The organism is Nostoc sp. CMAA1605 (assembly GCF_021596505.1).
Lineage (GTDB): Bacteria > Cyanobacteriota > Cyanobacteriia > Cyanobacteriales > Nostocaceae > Trichormus.
Map to the genome: position 1 here is coordinate 33,551 of NZ_PJIZ01000028.1, position 21,414 is coordinate 54,964.

Consider the following 21,414-nt stretch of genomic DNA (forward strand, 5'->3'; position numbering starts at 1 on the left):
GAGAAATTGGGGAAAATTGGAGATGTTAAGAAGGTACAACTTCAAAAGCGATCGCCATTGCTGCTAGTTTTTGAGTATCGATTCCCCGCACACCTGATGGTAAAGTGACTTCTTGACCTCTCAAAGCACTACGAGTTCCTGTATCTAGGTCATCTAATAACTTATTGGTCACATCTAAAATTTGGTCAGGTTTTGTAGAAATGGGTTGACGAGTATTACTAACCCCTGCCAGACTAGCGATTTTTTGTAATGCTTGGAGAGATGTTCTTAAAGGTGAGGTACTGGCAATAATTAAAGCCTCAGAAACCCCTAGAGGTTCAGCAGCAGTTAAGACAAATTCATCATCAAACTGGGGAATTAGTTGTGTTTGATTGGCTTCGATTAAAGCCGCATCTTCTGACGCTGACCAATTATTAGGAAAGATAACTGTCATCGTTCCTTCTGCATCAATGACTAAAATGCTCAGATAAAGAGGTTGAGACTCATTATTTTGAATTTTAAAAGCAATTTTAGTACCTAAAGATAGTTGACTTAATCCAGATTCCGAGACTTTTACAGATGCAGCAGATGTAGAGGAATTAGACTTTTTATTAGTCCCCCGTACCGGAAAAGTTTCTGCTAATAATTCATTACTATCAGCAATATTCATCGAGACAGTTACATTCAACCGGGACGAATTGGTGTTACCTAGAATTTGCTTGACCACCCGTGCAGCTAACAGAGATTGTAACTTGGGTTGTAACCTTTTGACTGCATCTGTTACAGATTCACCTACTTCACCAAAAGACTTAGGAATAATTTGGTCTTGGCTGGGTAAAAATAAACCAAAACTACCAACTTTCGGCAGGTTAGATATTTTTAATTTCTGGAGTTGTTGCAATTTATTTGCTGTCATCTGCCCAAAAATATATTGCACCTCCTGTTTCCCTAAAGCTGTCGGTTCAATGCGTTTAATTGCTTGCATAGCTTGGATAGCTTGTTGGGCAGTTTTTTGATTAAGAGATTCATCAATACCGATTTTTAAAGTGGGATTGTTGGGAATACTGCGAATCCGTTCTTGTAATAAAGTGCCTGGTTGTAAATTTTGAATTGCACCATTGCGTGTATTTACTAACGTACCTTTTCCTTCCAATCCTTGGCGCGAATCTAACTTTAACCATCCAACTTCATTACCTTGAGCATCCACAACTGAAAAGAGGGGATTATTAGTAAAAGCTTCTAAACTTTGTGAATCAATGCCACCCAACCATAACTGAGCCTGATTATTATTAACTTGAGTAATTACAGCCTCTGCCGGTATAGCTTGAAAAGGGAAAAAATAGAGGGGTGGATGAGGATTTTGGGGATTGAGATTAGACTCAATTTCTGGGTCTTGATAGTAGCCTTCCCGACTAGCTAAGATTTTTGTACTGCGACCCACATTAGCGATCGCTCTATTGATCGGTTCCTTGCCAACTTGTTGCCAAATATACTGCGTTAATAGGTAAGTAAACGCTCCTGCATGGAAATCTCCAAAGGGTAAATCAGCTGCTAATTGTTCCCGTCTAGCACTAGCAATTACCACCCCTTTAGCCACAGTTTGTCTACGTTTTTGGATAAATTCTTGTCGTGACATTCCTAACTTATCCCACCACTGAGCCTGATATAGTAATTCTTCGAGACTGGGTTTTAATAACTCTCCATCATCAACAGCACGGACACGCAAATTACCCCGTTTACCCCCACCAGAATGACAACAATCTAACACCACTGTGACATTCTCGGTTTTCAATGCAGACATAAGTAAAAATAATGTATGCCCCATAATGTGGTTGACAAAGCCGCCTTGGAATGGATAGCCTTCTGGCAATCGACCATCCACGGGAACTAAAGCACTGTTGAGTCCATCCGGTGCATCGCCATCTCTGTCATACAGACGCGAACCATGTCCAGAAAAGTGAAATACCACCACATCACCAGGACGAGCCTGATTAATCAGATGTTGTTCAAATTTGCTGAGAATACCTTCACGGGTGGCTTGTTGGTTAGTCACAGTCATCACATCTTCAGCTTTAAAACCAAAGCGGTGAATGAGTAACTCTTGCTGCAACCTCACATCAGTAACGCAACCAGATAGAGGTTTTAAACCTGTGCTTTGAGGATATTGATTAATTCCCACTAATAAAGCTAGTTTACGTCCTGTATTTTGAGCCAGAACTTTACCCAAATTATGACCCTGCTGCATAATATCCAACTGACTCAAACCCAAAGTTGCGAGGGTGGAAGCAGAGAATTGCAGAAATTGGCGGCGTTTGATGTAAGACATAGAATTTTACGTATATCTTGGCTGAAGTCGCTTCAAAGGATTGTATTTCTGAGTCGTGTGAGGTTATGCAAAATATTACAAAGAACAGTTGTATAAATATATTTGTAGTATCTACTCAGCTTCGCCAATGAGAGTAAAAGCTGCCCAATCAACGGGGTTTGGGTTTGTTTTCATCGTCGTCAACATCGCCTGACGCAGTGCTTGGGCTTTGTTAGGGTTTTTTTGTAGATTTTGATAAAATTGCGTCATTAATCGGGCTGTAGGCGCGTCTGGCACTGCCCACAGCGATACTAAAACACTAGGGACACCCGCACTAATTAACGAACGAGATAACCCAATCACCCCATCCCCAGAAATGCGTCCCCTGCCGGTATCGCAAGCACTCAGCACCACTAATTCCGCATTCAGTTTTAAATCAAGAATTTCCGAAGCTGTTAATAAGCCATCATCTTGACCCGATGGAGTTAAAGCGATCGCACTATTTAACCCTTGAATATCATCAAATATGCCGTGGGTGGCTAAATGCACAAATCGCGCTTGGGGTAAACGCTTCACCACATTTGATTCTGTGGCTTTGTTGCCAATTAGAGGTTCGGTTTTGAGTAATTTGCTAATTGCTATGGCTTCAATTTCTGCACCAGGTAAAGGCGTTAATTGTTGCGGAGTTTCACCAATTTTAGGTGTGAAAAAGGGCATGGTGGGATTACCAACAATCAGCGTATCTTTCCCCTGGATGGGTTTTGTGCCTAAACGTTGTCTTTGTTTGTGGGTGGATTCTAACACCTGAATTGACGGGGATGTGAGAATAGTATGTTTTTGGATGAGATATTTGCCTCGTTCATCTTGTAGTGCGGGGAAGGGGACAAGGAATAACTCATTTTGAGGGATGAAAATGACTTTTTCGCTGTCTTGTTTGGGGAGAACATCAGCGATGGGTTGAATCAGTAGTTGATGTAGTCGGCTCAATCTTTGCTTGGTTTTGGGTGCATCAGGTTTTGGACTGACACTAAGACCACCGCGTCCCCTCACACCAATAGACTGACGACTCATACTCACAAGTTTTTCTAAATTTGTGTTTTCTTTTTGCCACAGGGGTTTGAGGTCGGCTTTGCGAAAGGTAACTTCACCTGTGGGTTTAATAACCCAAATGTAGAGTTCTGAGTCTTTGGTTTGTTGTTTACCCTGAATTTTGAACTCATTATAAATAATTGAATATTCAACCAGCGTGGCGTTTTGCTGTTTGGCAATTTGTTGTAGCAGTGATAATGTAGGTTCTAGATTTTCCAGGGTATTTTTACCAGACAAGCGTGAATTTAACAAATCTACCAATGCTCTACTACGTCCTTGCTCAGAAATCTCTAGTGCTGCATTGGTTTTATTCTGAGCAATTAAGACTTGTTGCAATGTACGGTAGGTGCGAGCTTGTTCTTCAAAGATTGAAACTTTGTAGACATCATTGCTTCCTAAGTTTCCTCTGATGGATTTCCACACATCAATACCAGCACGCAGGATTTTTTCTGCTTCTGGAAGTTTGCCAGATTTTTGGAGAGCTACTCCCAAATTATTCAGAGCCGTACCCTCCCCGTTACGGTCTTTGATTTCCCGTGTGATCGCCAATCTCTGTTGGTGGTAGTCAATAGCTTTGCTGTAGTCTCCCAGAGCATCGTAAACAATTCCCAGATTCCCCAGAGATTGTCCCTCCCCAAGACGGTCTTTAATTTCACGTGCGATCGCCAAGCTCTGCTGATGGTAGTCAATAGCTTTGCTGTAGTCTCCCAAGGCATAGTAAGCAAGTCCCAGATTCCCCAGAGCTTGTCCCTCCCCGTTACGGTCTTTGATTTCCCTTGCGATCGCCAAGCTCTGTTGGTGGTAGTCAATGGCTTTGCTGTAGTCTCCCAGGGCATAGTAAGCAATTCCCAGATTCCCCAGAGCCTTACCCTCCCCAAGACGGTCTTTGATTTCCCGTGCGATCGCCAATCTCTGTTGGTGGTAGTCAATGGCTTTGCTGTAGTCTCCCAGGGCATAGTAAGCAAGTCCCAGATTCCCCAGAGATTGTCCCTCCCCAAGACGGTCTTTGATTTCCCTTGCGATCGCCAATCTCTGCTGCTGGTAGTCAATGGCTTTGCTGTAGTCTCCCAGAGCATCGTAAACAATTCCCAGATTCCCCAGAGCCTTACCCTCCCCGTTACGGTCTTTGATTTCCCGTGCGATCGCCAATCTCTGTTGGTGGTAGTCAATGGCTTTGCCGTAGTCTCCCAGGGCATTGTAAGCAAGTCCCAGATTCCCCAGAGCTTGTCCCTCCCCAAGACGGTCTTTGATTTCCCGTGCGATCGCCAATCTCTGCTGCTGGTAGTCAATGGCTTTGCTGTAGTTTCCCAGGGCATAGTAAGCAATTCCCAGATTCCCCAGAGCCGCACCTTCCCCGTTACGGTCTTTAATTTCCTGTGCGATCGCCAAGCTCTGTTGGTGGTAGTCAATAGCTTTGCTGTAGTCTCCCAGGGCATCGTAAGCAATTCCCAGATTTCCCAGAGATTGTCCTTCCCCAAGACGGTCTTTGATTTCCCGTGCGATCACCAATCTCTGTTGGTGATAGTCAATGGCTTTGCTGTAGTCTCCCAGGGCATAGTAAGCAATTCCCAGATTCCCCAGAGATTGTCCCTCCCCAAGACGGTCTTTGATTTCCCGTGCGATCACCAAGCTCTGTTGGTGGTAGTCAATAGCTTTGCTGTAGTCTCCCAGGGCATAGTAAGCAATTCCCAGATTCCCCAGAGCCGCACCTTCCCCGTTACGGTCTTTAATTTCCTGTGCGATCACCAAGCTCTGTTGGTGGTAGTCAATAGCTTTGCTGTAGTCTCCCAGGGCATAGTAAGCAAGTCCCAGATTCCCCAGAGTCGCACCCTCCCCAAGACGGGTTTTGATTTCTCTGTAAATAATTAATACCTGTTGCCAAGACTGTAACGCCGCTTCAAATTGACTGGTTTGATATTGCTCAATACCTTGCTGAAACAATCTATCTGCTTCAGCTTTGCGGTCTTGTGGTGTTTGCGCCAATACTTGCGGTGTTGAGAATAATATCGGTAAATTTGCGATCGCTCCTGAGATAACCAAAATTAGAGTGATAGCCGTTAAATAAGGTTTTGGAGAACGCATAACAGTTAAGGGGGGAAATTTAACAACATATATCTCTAGGCGATCGCTGGATATGCAAAATTCGGCAAGTGGTTGATAAATCAAATAGGATTGCTATATGACAGTTAATCGGTGATGTCTCATGAATATTGTCACACCAAAGCGATTCACGATTGATGAATATCATCGGCTGATTGAACTGGGATTTCTCCAGGAGGGTGAGTCTCTTCGAGACGGCAAAGCCGAACGTATTGAGTTGATTCGGGGAGAACTAATTCAGACGGTAGCCAAAGGCACATCTCATACATTCTGCAAAACTCGACTTTGTAGACAACTGGATCGATTATTAGGCGATCGCGCCGTGATTCGTGGACAAGATCCGATTACTTTACCAAATCACAGTGAACCTGAACCAGATGTGGCGATCGCACGCGGCAAAGATTAAGATTATCTTCCCCATCATCCCTATCCCGAAGATATTTTATTAGTGATTGAAATTTCCGACTCAACCCTAAATTACGACCAAACAACAAAGTTAGAAGTCTATGCAGAAGCCGGAATCTCTGATTATTGGATTGTTAATTTAAATGTTCGCCAACTTGAGTGTTACAGCCAACCCTATCAAAACGCCCAAGGTGAATTTAATTACCTCAGCAAGCAGATATTTTTACCCCATCACTCAGTAGTCATTCCTGGATTTGCAGATGTCTTATTAGATTTGAGCCGAATTTTCCCACAACTGTAGAGTGTGAGTCGGGTGAAACAAAGTAAAACCCAACAAAACCAAGAACTTTGAATGTTGGTTGACTACGCCTAATATATATTCAGCATTTATACTTAATACCAATTTTGGATTTTGGATTTTGGATTGAAAACCTAGATTCTCAAACTATTCCTGAATCTTTAAAGAATATTACCTATAGGAATCCCCTTTTCTCCCTGACCCTTTTCTTCTCCGGTGACAGTCTGTCTTTTGACATTGGTATGAGTCTCAATTAATAATAAAAACATCATCTTTGATTCAAGTAATTCCTATTAATAGATCAAGTTGCATATTACCTGCTTACGAGGGATACAAGAGTATTTGTATCCCTTTTCTAATCATCAAACAAATCCAGTAAAATTTACCATTTGGCCTATTCACGCAACAACGCCATTTTTAATTGGTATTACCGTTGTTTTTTCACCGCTTGCACTGCGGCTTCAGCATTCACCAAACCTCTACCGAAAAAGTATTGTTGACCTTTAACAGCAGAGGAAACTGCGCCTTTGCGTCTCTGGGAACGGTATAATCTAGCATCCCCATCGGATATATTTAGCCCTTGATAGCTGGCTGTAGATGTGAGGATGTTGACTAAGCGTTGTCTACTCAGACGCTTTTGGGGGTCTTCTCCTTTCATTAACGCCACAACTCCGGCTACGGTTGGTGCGGAGAAGGATGTCCCTTGTACCCACCAATATTTACCACGGGGATCTACCACCGCAGACCAACGAGAGGTAGGGTTGGGTATTCCTTGCCAAAAGGGTTCTAGCCAAGTTCCGCCAGTGGTGGGAATACCGCCGAGTAATCCGGGTGTACTCAATTCTCCTCCTGGTGCGACTACATCTAAGCCTTTGCCGTAGTTACTATAGGAGGCGCGATCGCCTAAAATATTGGTTGCTCCTACAGACAATACTCCTGGATAAGCCGCAGGATAGGCTACTTGGCTGGAGTTAGCATTACCAGCCGCCGCCACAATTACCAGTTTAGGATAGTTGCGGAGAACTTCCGCGATCGCTTCTTCTTCTCCAGCACTAGGAAGTGTACTACCCAAGCTGAGATTGATAATATCAGCACCGCGATCGGCTGCATAACCAATGGCTTCTATATAGTTAGAAGGGATATAACTCCCATTCAATCCAAACAACCGCACAGGTAAAATTTTCGCATTCGGCGCAACACCTACTAGTCCTTGATTATCCTTGGGTTGAGCCGCAATCACACCACTTACCCAAGTCCCATGAAATTCTCCGCCAACTTTATCTGTGCGAAAAACGTAACGTAATACCTGAGCGATTTGTGTTAAAGAATAATTGGGGTAAGTTTGTTTAATCTCCAATGCTTCCAAGGGATACTGCTGGACTAGTTCTGCATCGGAGAGTTTGAAAGTATCTTGAAATCTGATTCTGAGAATAGCTAGTTCAGTACGGCTGATACGGGTATCATCATCACCGATTTCGCAGGGTTCAAGACTATTCCCACCACTGGAAAAATCCCAGCCGTGAATTTCATTTGGGCATTTATCCGCAGATTTGACAGTATAAAGACTATCAGCCAAATCAGGATGATCCCATTGAATTAAGCTATCAATCACAGCCACAACGACACCGCGTCCGCCGTTGCTGAGTTTCCAAGCTTCGGTAACACGTACATCTGTACGAGAAACTGTAGATTTATTAGCTACATTGGCTTGTTGTAAACAATCTTGCAATCCCTCCCAACTAGATAGGGGTTGTAATAAGCATTGTTTGAGAGGTGAACTATTAAGATGCCATGCTAGTCCGATTAAGGGGGACTGGGGATTAGTGACTGGGGATTGGGGTGTACTCTTATTCCCAGTTCCCAGTCTCCAATCCCCAATCCCTTGCAGATTGGCGACTTGTTTTGTCGCAGCTTCGAGATTCTGCTCAGTGACAGATTGGATAAAGTTGGGGGATACGGATGTGATCCCCTTGACGTTGGTTAATTGGTTGGCAACGTTGAGAATTTTTGTACCAGTCGCCTCAGTGGATTTAACGAGATAGCGATCGCGATAAAAGCGCAGGGGACGCACAATAGCTAGTTTGTTTTGCTGTAAAATCGCTTGTCTTTGGCTTTGGGAGAGTTTGGGGTCAAAGCTGACGATAATTTCATTGGGAAGAACGATGACTTCCTTAGTGGTTTGACGACTGAGAACTGGGAAGGTGTTCTCTACATACGCTTGCTTTTGAATGCGCTGTTCAATATTAATTGGGGTATCTTTCGGTAAACTCACTAGGGCGTAGTCTTCACCTAAAGGACTCACACGAGGGGGTGTAGTGCTGCGACTTCCAAGTTGTAAGTCTTGCTGGAGTTGGAGATACAAAGGAGGTGCGCTAATATCACGGGTACGACCCTTTTTAAAGGAAACCGCGATCGCATCTTGACGCTGATTTAATGGGATACGTTGCCCTTTATACAGGTAAAATAAATCACCACTTTCTGAAGATTGAGCAACGGCTGTTTTTTGTGGTGCAAGAGAGAATACACCCAAGCTAGAGTAAATAAAACCAGTGATTAAGAGACTAGATGTAATGCGGTTCATGGTGTGATTGTCTTTGTAAAAATAATTGTTAGGACGTAATATCTCCCTGCATAGCGAGGTTATGTAAAAATTTCCCTAGAACGCAGATGCTTGTGTTCAGATTCAAAATGTCAAACCAATTCGCAATTACCAGTACCCGCCATCGTGGGAAGCAAGCTACGCAATTCGCAATTACAATCAGTCGGGGCTTGAAATCCATTAATTAACAATTATCCAATTAGATAGTCGTGCATTTTAATTGCGAATTGCGAATTGCGAATTGACAATTGTTTTGGTTACTTTGATTCCCCAATTAAGGTGAAAGCAGCCCAATTTCTAGGTTGGGGATATTTTTGCATCGTGGTCAGCATGGCTTGACGTAAAGCGGTGGCTTTATCTTGTTGTTGGAGATTCTTATAAAACTCTGTCATCAAAAAAGATGTGGAATTATCATCAACAGCCCACAAGGAAACAATAACGCTGGGTGTACCTGCACTAATTAAAGAACGAGATAAACCGATGACACCATCCCCAGTGATGCGTCCGCGTCCGGTGTCGCAAGCACTTAACACTACTAAATCTGCATTCAACTTCAGATTGAGGATTTCTTCCGCCGTCAACAGACCGTTGTCAGTGCTGGAGGGTGCAAGAGCGATCGCACTGCCCAAGCCTCGGTTATCATCAAGTAAGCCGTGAGTAGCTAAATGAATGATTCGAGCCTGTGTCATTTTGTTGACAATTGTGGTTTTGGTGGCTTCATCACCGACTAATGCTTGAGTATTGAACTTAGCAGCGATTTCTCGCGCTTCTTTTTCCGCCCAAGGTAAGGATGTGAGTTTTTCTGCTGGCTTTCCTGGTTCTAAAATTACCTTGGGCATGGTGGGATTACCTACTATTAATACCTCTCCATTTCCCACACCTAATTTTTGTTGACGCGTGAAATCTAATACTTGAATTGCTGGGGCGGTGAGAATAGTATGTTTTTGGATGAGATATAGCCATAATATAAGTGAGAAAAATTAAATATTTTTTCATAAAAAATATCTTATTCATAATTACTAAAACTCCATTAATTGATTTTCTATGTATGAAATTTAGTAACTAAGATTCACCAATTAAAGTAAATGCTGCCCAATCTATTGGATTAGGGTGTTTTTTCATCGTTATCAGCATGGCATTTCTTAACGCCACAGCCTTATCAGAATTTTTTTCCCACTGGCGATAAAATTCCGTCATTAATTCTGATGTAGGTGCATCAGGAACAGCCCATAATGAGACAATTACACTCGATGCACCAGCCGTAATCAAAGCACGAGATAATCCAATTACCCCATCACCAGTAATTTTTCCTCTACCTGTATCACACGCACTTAAAACTACTAACTCAGCGTTGATTTTTAAATCTAGAATTTCTTTTGGGGTAAGTAAACCGTCGTCATTATTAGTAGGAGTAAGAGCTATAGCAGTAGGAATGTTTTGACTAGGATCATCTAATAATCCATGTGTCGCTAAATGAATAATTCTAGCAGTTGACAATCTTTGTTTCAATGCTGCTGTGGTTGCATCTTTACCAGTGATAGCTTTAACATTGAATAAATTAGCAATATTTAATGCTTCTCTCTGTGCGCCTGGAAGCGGTTTAAGTTGAATAGGTGGATTTCCGACTTTGGGCATGATAGGATTACCCATCACTAACACGTTTTTACCTGTGACTTTTTGTCGTTGTTGACGAGTTAAATCGAGAACCTGAATTGCTGGTGCAGTGAGAATTGTGTGTTTTTCAATTAAGTATTTCCCATTTTTATCTTGCAGTGCTGCAAAGGAAACTAGAAATAATGAATTATGGGGGATAAAAATAACTTTTTCTTCTGGGTTAGTGGGGAGATAAGATGCTATGGGTGTAATTAATATCTCATGTAATTTTTGTAAAGTGGCTTGAGAATTAGGTGCAGTTTTTCTTTCGATTCTAATATTTCTACCACCACTACCTATAGATAGTCTACTATCGTTGACTAAATCTTCTAATGATATATTTAGTGCATCGAGATTCACTTGCTTAAAACTAATTTCACCATTGGGTTTAATTACCCAAATATAAATTTCTGTAATATTTAGTTGCTGATTATTATCTTGATGATTCTGAATGCCAGAATCGGGTACTGTATATTGTACGATTGTGGCTTTTTGCTCTTGAGCTATTTCTTGAATGTCTGTAATTGCTGGTGGTAATATATTTAAGTAATCAAAATTGATTGTCAACTCATTTTGTGTTGTTACTCTTGATGTAAGTAAATTGATAAAAGCTCTAGCTCTACTCCTTTCTGCAACTGCTAAGGCTTCTTGAAATTTATTTTGTCTAATTAAGGTTTTTTGTAACAGATTATAGACAGAAATTTGCGTTTCAAAAATGCTAATTTGATTAGGATCAGATAGATTATTACGAATTGATTCAAAAATATCTATTGCTCCATATAAAGCTATAGTAGCCTGGGGTAGTTCATTGATATTCAAGTTAGTTAGAGCTATCTGTCTCAAAACGTTGGCTTCTTGTAATTTATCACCAGCTTGTTTGGCAAATTCTCCAGATTGCTGATAATACTTCAATGCCACATCATATTGTTTTTGTTGTTCATAAAATACTCCCGCAGCTATAAAGATATATGGTTTAAATTGCAGAGTATCAGTTGTTTGAATCAAGGCTAAGGCTTTTTGAAAATATTCCTCAGCTAGTTTATATTCCTCTAAGTTAGAATAGGCTTCACCAGTTTGAGCTAATGCAAAAGCTATCAAGTCTGGACTACCTAAAATTTGTGCCTGTTCTAATTTTTTTAGTGCATTATTTAATTTTTGGCGGGCTTTAGCTATTTCTGAAGGTGATTTATGAGATTTTGTTGGTGAGATATTCTGTTCAGAAATGTTGTTAGCAGCTTGACAAAATTGTTTAGCTTTTTCATCTTGCCCGATAAATGTGTAGACTGTACATCTTTGGAGATTAATCATCTGCATACCGCGAGTAATACTTATCTCGCTAATTTGTTTTTGCGGGTTAATAATTTTCTGGGAATCATTACGTGCAGTTTGCCAAACATCAAATGCTTGTTGATATGTCTTTAATGCTTTTTCATACCGATTTGTATAGGCATAAATATTACCAATATTTGCTAATATCCACCCTTGGTCTATATCTAATCTAAGTTTTTGTAAGGGGGAGTAAAATTTTTCTGTTGTGATGATTTCCAAGGTTTTTTGATAATATTTTAGTGCCTGTTCTTGTTTACTCCATCTAAGATATAAATTACCTAATTTGTTGTGTACTTCTCTTAATTGAGACTGCCAGTTTTGATTAGACTGTAAAATTTGCAAAGCTTCTTGAAATGTGGCTTCGGCTTGAGGGTATTGACTTTGAAATTGATATATATCACCTATACCTAATAATACTTTTGCCTGCTTAGGGCGATCGCCTATTTTTTGAGCAATTTTCAGAGCCTGTTGATAATCTTCTAAAGATTTAGTTAATAACTGCTCTCCAGTCGGATCTTTATCATAGAGTTTAGCTACACCCAAAGCGTAATAAAGATTTCCCAGAGAAATTAAAATACTGGTTTTGAGTTTATCTTGGTGGCGTTTATCGTCAGGAGAACCATTAGCTTTTTCTAAAACAATCAAAGCTTGTTCAGTGAAATCAAGACCTTTGGTAGTATCATTAATAATATAAATTGCTCCCAAACATTTGAGAGCAAGTGCTTCTGTTTCATAGTGCTGATTTTTTCGTGCTACCGCTAATGCTTGCTCACAGTCTTCAATAGCAGTTTGGGAATTGCCTAACTGAAATTTAGTCAAACCTAAATTACTTAAAGCCCTCACTTCTAAGCTAAAATCATTATTTTCTCGCGCAATTTTCAAAGCTTGTTGATAGTAATTAATGGACTGATTATATTCATCTAACCCATCAGAATAAATATTGCCCAGATAATTCAGTGCTTTACCTTCCCCCTGTTTGTCTTTAACTTTCCGATAAATAGATAAAGCTTGCTGAACAGTTTTTAAAGCTGCTTGGGGTTGATTATTTTCGCTGAGTTCCTCACTTTGTTGGAGTAGTTTATCGGCTTCAATTTTGCGGCTATCTTGGTTTTGTGCTAATACCTGTGATGCAAATAACGGTTTTAACTCCCATCCAGCAACGTCAAATGTCAGACACAGTACCAAAGATAATATTGTGAAACTTCGCCAACGGTAGATCATCAAAACCTCCAACCAGCTACTATCGCTACAGCAAACCAATGAGGGTAAAACTAGCCCAATGGCTCGGATTTGGGTATTTTTTCTTAGTTTCTAGCATCGCATGACGCAAGGCTGCTGCTTTGTCTGGGTTTTTACTGAGTTGTTGATAAAACGCTGTCATCAAAAAAGCCGTCTCCCGATCTGATACAGTCCATAAAGAGCCAATGACGCTGGAAACCCCAGCCGCAAAGAATGAACGAGATAAGCCGATGACACCATCAGCAGTGATTTTACCTAATGCTGTATCACCTGCACTCAGCACCACTAAATCGGCTTGGAGGTTTAAGTTTAGAATTTCTTCAGATGTGAGCCAACCGTTGTCTTGTGATGATGATGCAAAAGTTAACCCACACAGGCTTTTTGAGGAATCACTGCATCCGTTTTGGGTAGCTAAATGAATAATTTTGGCTTGAGACATTTTTGCGACTACGGCGGTTTCTGTGGCTGCATCACCTATGAGTGCTTGGGTGTTAAATATATCAGCAATGTTTTTTGCTTCTTGTTCTGCACCAGGCATAGCATCTAAAGCAACATCAGGCATAGTAGGATTACCGACAATCAGCACATTTTCTGGAAGTGTTTTGCGTAAAGTCTGACGTTGATAGAGTAAGTCTATTGCTTGAATTGAGGGTGCAGTAGCAATGGTATGTTTATCAATTAAATATTGACCTTTGCTATCTTGCAAGGCGGCGAAAGGTACGAGAAATAATTCTCCTTGGGGAATAAAAATAATATGTGCGTCTGCTTTTTCGGGTAATAATTCGGCGATGGGTGCAATTAATAATTGATGGAGTTTTTGTAGTTTTCTTTGAGAGTTAATAGTGTGTGTGGGAGTTACTTTGATAATACCTTTTGTGTAATCACTAGTTACACCGAGAGATTGACGACTGCTATTAATTAATTGTGATAGAGATGTATTTTCTTGTTGGAAAAAAGGTTTTAATTCAATACTGCGAAAGGCAACTTCACCTGTAGGCTTGATCAACCAAATATAAATTTCTGATGCTTGAGTTTGCTTTTTACCTGCAATGGTAACTGCGTCATTAATGATAGTGTATTGTACCAGTGTAGCATTTTGTTGTTTTGCCACTTGTTTAATTTGCTGGGTACTGATTGGGTTAATTGCTTGTTTAGACAAAAGATTGATTAATGAACGGTTGCGGCTGCGTTCAGAAATTTCTAAAGCTGCTGGATAGTTGTTTTGTAAAATGAGTTGTCTTTGTAATGTTTGGGTTGGTAAATCTGTAGATTGTGCAGCAACTTTGGTGAATAAACAGATATTTGTAATCAGAATACAGCTAGTTGATTTGATGTAATTGATATTGATGTATTTTTTTGACATATTATGATGCACAGACACAGAAAGTTGCTTGAGTTATTTTTCACATTGATAGCGATGGAAATCACTGACGTTATTTGAGGTTAGTCGCTTCTTATCGACTTTCACAGATTTCAATAAAAATTTGTATTGTTAACTGTTGACGTTTATATTTTAAACTGTCAACAGTTAACGTAATAGTTAAAAATTATGCTATAATTTAGCTAGCTTCTATCTCTTTAATGGCACTATCAGCTTTTTGCGCTAAATCTAATTTGCCCTCTTTTTTAAATAGTACAGATGCCTGACGAAAATCTGCGATCGCTGCTTTTTTATCTCTTAAATAATAGTTGCTAATACCTCGAAAATAGTAGGCTAAACCAATATTAGAATTAATGGCTAAAGCTGCATCAAAATCTGCATTGGCAGCCTGATATTGCTCTATATATATCTTGGCAACACCTCTGCCAACGTAAGCATAAATATTATTGGGGTCAGCTTCTAAAACTTGGGTAAATTTTTCGATGGCTGCTTGATAGTTTTTCCCTTCAAGTAAATCAATACCTCGTTGTAAGTCAGCGTAAACTTCAGACTCTGTAGATTGTGCAGTTACTTGAGATGTAGGGATTTGCTGATGATTCAATAAGTTTTTAGCTTCAGCTTTGGGTGTAAAAGCTAATGTTGTGCATACAATTATACTTGCTGCTAATTTTAAGCTGTTCATAGCAATTTCTCCTTAAATATTCAAATTCAATAGGACTATTAACTTGCTTTCATAGGAATATATTTCTGGAGATTTGGAGGTTATGCAAAAATTTACTGAGAAATCAAAAAACCCCAAATTCTTAAACAAATTCGGGGCTTTGAGGCTGTCTCAGTCAAAAAGAGGAAAAGGGGCAGGGGGCAGAGGGAACTAAAAATACAAACCGAACTACGTTCCGCTTCTCTACGAGACGCTGCGCGTAGCTTCTCCAGATGGGTACGCTAAAACCCGCAATTGGAGTGATTTTTCTCCCTGCCCCCTTGCTCCCTGCTCCCCTACTTTTTCATAGTCCCTTACAACCCCATGACTTGACGATAATGCGCCTCAATTTGCGCTACAGTTGGCGACTGACGTTGAGTAGTCCATTGGCTGCGGTTAAATAGTTCTTGTCGTAGTTCATCAACGTTAATCGTTGTCACCTTTCCATCAGCAATAATTTGCTTACCATTCACCCACGCACTATCTACAACATTGCTGGGACGACCTAAAACTAATAACCCAATGGGGTCGGTTCGTGGTAGTAATGATAAATTGGTGAGGTCATAGAGTACCAAATCGGCTTGTTTGCCTACGGTGAGAGATCCCAGTTGATCTGCCATATTTAACCCCTTTGCACCGCCTAAAGCAGCCATTTCTACGGCTTTTCGGGGTGTAATCCAATGGCGATAATCAAAATCTGTAACGTTGTGTAAAATAGAGCCGATTTTGATGGCTTCTAATAAGTCTTGGGAGTCGTTACTAGAAGCACCATCACAACCAAAAGTGACGTTTACCCCAGCTTGGCAATATTTTAAAATGGGGGCGATGCCGCTACCTAAGCGTAAATTACTCAAGGGGTTGTGAACTACTGTTGATTGGGTTTCTGCAAGGATAGCGATATCTGCATCATCTAACCAAACACAATGGGCTAAGGAAGTGCGATCGCTCAAGTAACCAATTTGTTTAAGATGGGTAACAGCACTACAACCGTATTTTTCTTGGGCGAGTTTGGCTTGGGCTTGAGTTTCGAGTAAATGAGAGTGACGACAAATATTATAGCGATCGCTTAACTCAATACATCCCTCAAATAACCCATCTGTACATAATTGTATCCCCGTAGGTGCAACTAAAATATTTATCCCTGCTTCTGGATGGTGAAACTGTTTAATTGCTGTTTCAATCATTTCTAGCGTTGCGGCTGTACTACGGAAAAACGGTTCATGGGTTTGTGTAGATTCTCCATTAGGTATTCCCGCAGTTAAAGATTCATCTTGAATTAAAGGCGCGACAAAAGCCCGAATTCCCACTTCTTGATAAGCACGCACCGCACAGGCGATGGTTTCTAATTCTTGTCCGGGAATTAACACCAGATGATCTACAACACTTGTACCGCCAGATAACAAGGTTTCTACGGCTGTTCCTAAAGCACTCAAATAAACTTGCTCAGTATCCAGGGGCGCGAAATCATATAATTCCGCTAACCATAATTCTAGGGGCAAAGCTGACATAATGCCCCGTTGCCACATTTCTGAGGAATGGGTGTGAGCATTAAAAAAACCGGGTAGCAACAGTTTATTGCTACCATCAATTACTGTACCGATGATATTTAAGTTGGGAGCGATCGCCGCAATTTTCCCTTCTATAATATGTACATCGGTGGTGGTGTAACTTTCCTCAGCCGCTATCAATACATTTTGGATAGTAAAATTCATCACCTATATTTCCAGTGAACAGCCAACAAATTTAGAACACAGTCAACCGATATCTACCACTTTGATTAGGCGTTTTGGAAGTTACCACTACATAGTAAGTACCATCCGCCGGTAACTTAGCTCGATCAATTAAAGCACTATATTTACCTTCTCGGTCATTATCTGAAGATACTACCCTTCCCTGAGCATCTAATAAAACTATAAACGGAGAAAATTCTTCTAAAACGCTATCTACACGAATACTGACAAGTTGACCTTTTTTCCCTTCCAATTTGGTGACATTGTAGGGACTACCATTTTTCAGAGTCGGACTACTAGCAGTCAATTCAGTAAAGTCATCTTCAATGTAGCTAGCGCGATCATTTCTCAAAGCTATAGTATAACGTCCTATATCTCCAGGATTTTGGCTAGTAACTGCTATCGTGTAAACGCCTTTTTTCGGTAATTTGGCAAATATGGAAGCATCCCTAATGCTTTTACTATTGTCTGAACTACTCCGGCGCAAGATGACATTATTATCGGGATCAAACAAAAACATATAAGGTCTTAAACTCAGGTTATTGCTGCGCCGTTGATCTACACTACCTGTCAGTCTGAGTTGAATTACCTGATTTTCTTGACCCTCAAATCTATAAAAATGCACATATCTACCTTCAGACAGAAAATCACCAGGAGATAGAATCCCAAAAGGAATATTGACAAAATCAATATCTCTATAAGTCGGTTGTCTCGATGTAGAATTAGTGGCAATTACTCGTTGACGATTCCGAGAATTACGTCTGTTATTGGTAGTGTTAGTATTCCTATTATTGACATTTGTGTTATTGTTGGCAGCTTGATTGTTAACATTAGCTCGGTTGTTGGAGCTAGTATTAGCATCTCTAGTGTTAGCTATCGTCGGATTGGCTGGAGGGTTAGGTGCGATCGGTGGTTTAATGGGTGCTTGATTGGCTGGAGTTGTAGTAGTTTCAGGGACTTGAATCTCATTAATCCCTTCTTTTAAAGTTGGATCATCTATTGGTAGTGACGCAGTCACAAATTTCTCTCTGTTTTCTGCCAAAACTTCCCCATGAATTGGCTGAATCAGACTGGAGATGAGCAAACTAGAACTCATGCCATAAATGAAAAACAATTTGAATTTTGCAATTTTCTTTTGATTATGTAGCTTTCTCATTAGTCACTCCTCACATTTGGCACAAAAATTTATTTATCGAAAATCTCCAGATATTTCTAGTCAAAATTTTATTTTCTTTAACGATATAAATTTATTTTTGTCTCTTCTAATAAAAGCATAAATTCTTCACTCATAAAATAGATTTTTTGTCAAGTTCAATAAGGTAGAAATGTATTAAATTTGAGTTTTCATACTGACTCTATAATTATTGGATTCATCAAAGTCTTGAATCTTGTTTATACATTATCATAACTATGAGTACCTAAAATCACAGCCAATTAATTTGCAGCAATTTCTCAATCTAAATGCAAAATCAGGGAACTTTTATATCTAAAATATGTCTTTTGTATGATGCTCTGCTGTTTAAATCCAGATTGTCCCAGTCCTTTAAATGGTAAAGGTACGAAATACTGCCACGCTTGCGGTACACCCATCACACCTTTACTGAGAAACCGCTATCGGATTATCAATCTCCTATCTGATGAAGGTGGATTTAGCAGAACCTATTTAGCAGAGGATGTAGATAAACTCAATGTTCAATGTGTCGTCAAGCAATTTGCTCCGCGAGTACAGGGGACTTGGGCATTAAAAAAGGCGATTGAGTTATTTCAAGACGAAGCAGTTCGATTGCAACAGCTAGGAGAACATCCCCAAATTCCCCAGCTTTTTGCCTATTTTGAGCAAGATAATAACTTATATTTAGTGCAGGAATTTATCGCAGGTAAAAACTTATCTCAGGAATTAAATCAGCGTTCTCCTTATCAGGAACATGAAATTTACGACTTATTAGTTGATTTATTACCTATTCTCAAATTTATCCATGAAAAGCAAGTAATTCATCGAGATATTAAGCCACAAAATATTATTCGTCGTCAACAAGATGGGCGATTAGTATTAATTGATTTTGGTGCTTCTAAGCAACTAAACGCCACAGTTAAAGCTCAAAAGGGGACAAATATTGGCTCACAAGGATATACTCCCATAGAGCAGATGCAGGGGGAAGCCTATCCGAGCAGTGATTTATATAGTTTAGGAATGACTGCCTTTTATATGCTCAGTGGAGTTTCTCCTTCCCAATTGTGGATACAATATGGCTATGGTTGGGTAACATCTTGGCGAAAACACTTATCAAACCCTATAAGTGAGCAATTTGCTCAAGTGCTAGAGAGATTGTTAAAGGTAGATTTCCATGAACGTTATCAGTCTGCGGATGCAGTGCTAGCAGACTTAAACCGATTACCATCACCAACATTAATTCCAACTGTCTTCACAACAAAACTACAATCAACTCAATTAACACTCATAAAATTCATCGCTAGTCAAACCAGAAAAACTACATTATTGACTGCTGTGATTTGCTCATTAGTAATCGGTGCGGGAATATTATATTTCCAATCTCGTTTTAGTTCAAAAGATATTCCCTCTCAACCCAAAGTTAATCTCAATTTACCTGTTAATCAGTATCTAATTAAGACCATCCCAGCGCATTCTGAGCAAATTAATAGTATTGCTATTAGTGCTGATGGCACAACACTCGCTACTGGTAGCAGTGACCATACTATTAAAGTATGGAATTGGCCACAGGAAAAAGTCATCCATACCCTCAAGGGACATTCTGATTTTGTGTGGTCTGTGGCTATGAGTCCCGATGGTAAACTTTTGGCTAGTGGTAGTCGAGATCAAACTATAAGATTATGGAATATACAAACAGGTAAACAAATTGCTACCTTGGGCAAAGCAAATTTAAAAGTGACCAGTCTGGCTATGAGTAGTGATGGTAAAATCTTAGCCACTGCACAAGGTAACACCATCAAACTTTGGAATTTACAAACCCAAAAAGAAATTGCTACTTTGAGGGGTCACACTAATATAGTTAACTCTGTAACCTTCAGTCCCGATAATCAAACTCTTGTGAGTGGTAGTTGGGATAAAACAATTAAAGTGTGGAATCTCAATCAACGTCGCCTAAGTAAAACATTCACAGGACACACCAAAGAAATCATTGCTGTAGTGTGCAGTCCTAATGGGGAAATTATCGCTAGTAGTGGAGTTGATCAGACAATTAGATTGTGGAACTTGAAAACAGGAAAAGCGATCGCAACTTTAAAAGGACACACAGCTGCTATAGTTTCCCTAGATTTTACACCTGATGGTCAAACCCTAGCTAGCGGTAGTTATGACGGTACTGTTAAACTGTGGAATTTGTCAACAAATCAAGTCGCTAACACCTTCAAACAAGATGTCACTAGAGTCACTGCAATTAAATTTCATCCCAGTGGAAATACTCTGATAAGTGGTCGTACTGACTATATTGATATTTGGCGTACTAATCAATAAAAATCAGCAAATCTTCCCACCTGTGACCGAAAATTAAGGGACTTTCAACTTAAAAAATATCCTATCACTATGTAGGCAAGGGAGCAGGGGAGATACAGAAAATATGGCGTTGCTGATTGAGAATATGAATTGTCTCACGCATTCGCCCTTGGCGTTCCCGAAGGGTAGGCGCAAAGGCGCGAAGGAACAAAGGAAAAGAAAGGTATTGCTGGCATTTCATACTTTGATTCAGCAACGCCGAAAATATTAACCCCAAATCTAAAATTGCTATTAAAGGGTGTGCAAAGGTACTCTTGTCGTATTGTCGATTCTGATATCGTGCTGTTAACCACACCAAATTTTCACGTAGGTTCATGACTCGAATTAATGGATTTATCGGTCGTCGTAATTTCTTGTGGTTAGCAGGTGGTAGCGGTTTAGGAGTAGTAGCTACTACTGTGGGTGGTAGTCTAATTAAAGATACGCAAGAAACTACCATTGCTGATGTTAATTCAGCTAACCCAAACCCAGCCAATCCGCAACAAGCATTAACACGATTACTAGCTGGTAATCAAAGATTTGTAGAACGTAAACCCCAATATCCCAATCAATCACGAAAACGTTTGCAAGCTGTTACCCAAGGTCAATATCCTTTTGCAACTATATTGGGTTGTGCAGATTCCAGAGTTCCAACGGAAATTATTTTTGATCAAGGACTGGGGGATTTATTCGTGGTGCGAGTCGCTGGTAATGTAGCCAGTGAAACGGCTATTGGTAGTTTAGAATACGCTGCATCGGCACTAGGTTCACAGTTAATTGTAGTATTGGGTCATAAAAAATGTGGTGCTGTCGCCGCAGCCATCAAAGACGAACCCCTTCCCGGTAAGATTGGCGATGTGATTGAAGATATTAAACCAGCCTTAGCCGCAGTAAATCCCAAATCTGAGAAAAACCAAGAAGCTGGAGTTATTGCTAATATTCAATACCAGGCTGAAAAATTACTGAAAAAGTCGTTGATATTAGCCAAATTGGTACGTTTAGGTAAAATCAAAATTGTCGGTGCTATTTACGATATTGACACAGGTAAGGTGTCTATCATCAGGGAATAGGGAATGGGGAATAGGGAATAGGCTAT

General features: G+C 40.2%; 11 protein-coding genes and 2 pseudogenes. 3 read left to right on the plus strand and 10 right to left on the minus strand.

What is annotated here, in order from left to right; genetic code table 11:
* Positions 1–25 precede the first annotated feature (25 nt).
* Together CV014_RS12250 and CV014_RS12255 are read right to left on the minus strand one after the other, a co-directional pair.
* Complete coding sequence (locus CV014_RS12250; protein ID WP_236142282.1) at positions 26–2,305, minus strand: caspase family protein; 2,280 nt, start codon at positions 2,303–2,305, stop codon at positions 26–28.
* 111 nt (positions 2,306–2,416) lie between these two features.
* Complete coding sequence (locus CV014_RS12255; RefSeq protein ID WP_329608383.1) at positions 2,417–5,455, minus strand: CHAT domain-containing tetratricopeptide repeat protein; 3,039 nt, start codon at positions 5,453–5,455, stop codon at positions 2,417–2,419.
* A 121-nt stretch (positions 5,456–5,576) separates the two neighbouring features.
* Between CV014_RS12255 and CV014_RS12260 the strand changes: the two are divergent.
* A pseudogene (locus tag CV014_RS12260) lies at positions 5,577–6,179 on the plus strand (Uma2 family endonuclease).
* A 424-nt stretch (positions 6,180–6,603) separates the two neighbouring features.
* Here CV014_RS12260 and CV014_RS12265 read toward each other — a convergent pair.
* The 7 genes and pseudogenes from CV014_RS12265 to CV014_RS12295 form a co-directional block, all read right to left on the minus strand.
* Entirely contained in the window at positions 6,604–8,757 is a 2,154-nt protein-coding gene (locus CV014_RS12265) for a S8 family serine peptidase (protein WP_236142284.1), read from the minus strand.
* Positions 8,758–9,032: 275 nt separating this feature from the next.
* Positions 9,033–9,731, minus strand: a pseudogene (locus CV014_RS12270) (CHAT domain-containing protein); the annotation flags it as partial.
* 106 nt (positions 9,732–9,837) lie between these two features.
* On the minus strand, positions 9,838–12,978 hold the full coding sequence (locus CV014_RS12275; RefSeq protein WP_236142296.1) for a CHAT domain-containing protein: 3,141 nt from the start codon (positions 12,976–12,978) through the stop codon (positions 9,838–9,840).
* 25 nt (positions 12,979–13,003) lie between these two features.
* The gene (locus CV014_RS12280; RefSeq protein WP_236142285.1) at positions 13,004–14,359 is read right to left on the minus strand and encodes a CHAT domain-containing protein; all 1,356 of its coding nucleotides are present in this window, start codon (positions 14,357–14,359) and stop codon (positions 13,004–13,006) included.
* Positions 14,360–14,555: 196 nt separating this feature from the next.
* A complete protein-coding gene (locus CV014_RS12285) occupies positions 14,556–15,059 on the minus strand; it encodes a tetratricopeptide repeat protein (RefSeq protein WP_236142286.1) in 504 nt (167 codons plus the stop codon).
* A gap of 332 nt (positions 15,060–15,391) precedes the next feature.
* Entirely contained in the window at positions 15,392–16,789 is a 1,398-nt protein-coding gene (locus CV014_RS12290) for an amidohydrolase (protein WP_236142287.1), read from the minus strand.
* 31 nt (positions 16,790–16,820) lie between these two features.
* Positions 16,821–17,963 carry a PPC domain-containing protein gene (locus tag CV014_RS12295; protein WP_236142288.1) on the minus strand — a complete coding sequence of 381 codons (1,143 nt, stop codon included), beginning with the start codon at positions 17,961–17,963 and terminating at the stop codon, positions 16,821–16,823.
* A gap of 348 nt (positions 17,964–18,311) precedes the next feature.
* On the opposite strand from CV014_RS12295, the gene CV014_RS12300 reads away from it, so the two are divergent.
* Entirely contained in the window at positions 18,312–20,300 is a 1,989-nt protein-coding gene (locus CV014_RS12300) for a serine/threonine-protein kinase (RefSeq protein WP_329608382.1), read from the plus strand.
* Positions 20,301–20,367: 67 nt separating this feature from the next.
* Here the strand turns inward: CV014_RS12300 and CV014_RS12305 are convergent, their stop codons facing one another.
* Positions 20,368–20,655 (minus strand): hypothetical protein, encoded by a 288-nt coding sequence (locus CV014_RS12305; RefSeq protein WP_236142289.1) that lies wholly within the window; start codon positions 20,653–20,655, stop codon positions 20,368–20,370.
* Between CV014_RS12305 and CV014_RS12310 the strand changes: the two genes are divergently transcribed.
* Positions 20,654–21,388 carry a carbonic anhydrase gene (locus CV014_RS12310; protein ID WP_236142290.1) on the plus strand — a complete coding sequence of 245 codons (735 nt, stop codon included), beginning with the start codon at positions 20,654–20,656 and terminating at the stop codon, positions 21,386–21,388. The two genes, CV014_RS12305 and CV014_RS12310, sit on opposite strands and share 2 nt — an antisense overlap.
* Positions 21,389–21,414 lie beyond the last annotated feature (26 nt).

What these genes read in the sequence shown, in the direction of transcription:
- CV014_RS12255 (WP_329608383.1), bottom strand. Translation starts at nt 5,455, where the DNA reads ATGCGTTCTCCAAAACCTTATTTAACGGCTATCACTCTAATTTTGGTT.
- CV014_RS12295 (WP_236142288.1), bottom strand. Translation starts at nt 17,963, where the DNA reads ATGAGAAAGCTACATAATCAAAAGAAAATTGCAAAATTCAAATTGTTT.
- CV014_RS12280 (WP_236142285.1), bottom strand. Translation starts at nt 14,359, where the DNA reads ATGTCAAAAAAATACATCAATATCAATTACATCAAATCAACTAGCTGT.
- CV014_RS12305 (WP_236142289.1), bottom strand. Translation starts at nt 20,655, where the DNA reads ATGAACCTACGTGAAAATTTGGTGTGGTTAACAGCACGATATCAGAAT.
- CV014_RS12310 (WP_236142290.1), top strand. Translation starts at nt 20,654, where the DNA reads ATGACTCGAATTAATGGATTTATCGGTCGTCGTAATTTCTTGTGGTTA.
- CV014_RS12250 (WP_236142282.1), bottom strand. Translation starts at nt 2,305, where the DNA reads ATGTCTTACATCAAACGCCGCCAATTTCTGCAATTCTCTGCTTCCACC.
- CV014_RS12265 (WP_236142284.1), bottom strand. Translation starts at nt 8,757, where the DNA reads ATGAACCGCATTACATCTAGTCTCTTAATCACTGGTTTTATTTACTCT.
- CV014_RS12300 (WP_329608382.1), top strand. Translation starts at nt 18,312, where the DNA reads ATGATGCTCTGCTGTTTAAATCCAGATTGTCCCAGTCCTTTAAATGGT.
- CV014_RS12290 (WP_236142287.1), bottom strand. Translation starts at nt 16,789, where the DNA reads ATGAATTTTACTATCCAAAATGTATTGATAGCGGCTGAGGAAAGTTAC.
- CV014_RS12285 (WP_236142286.1), bottom strand. Translation starts at nt 15,059, where the DNA reads ATGAACAGCTTAAAATTAGCAGCAAGTATAATTGTATGCACAACATTA.
- CV014_RS12275 (WP_236142296.1), bottom strand. Translation starts at nt 12,978, where the DNA reads ATGATCTACCGTTGGCGAAGTTTCACAATATTATCTTTGGTACTGTGT.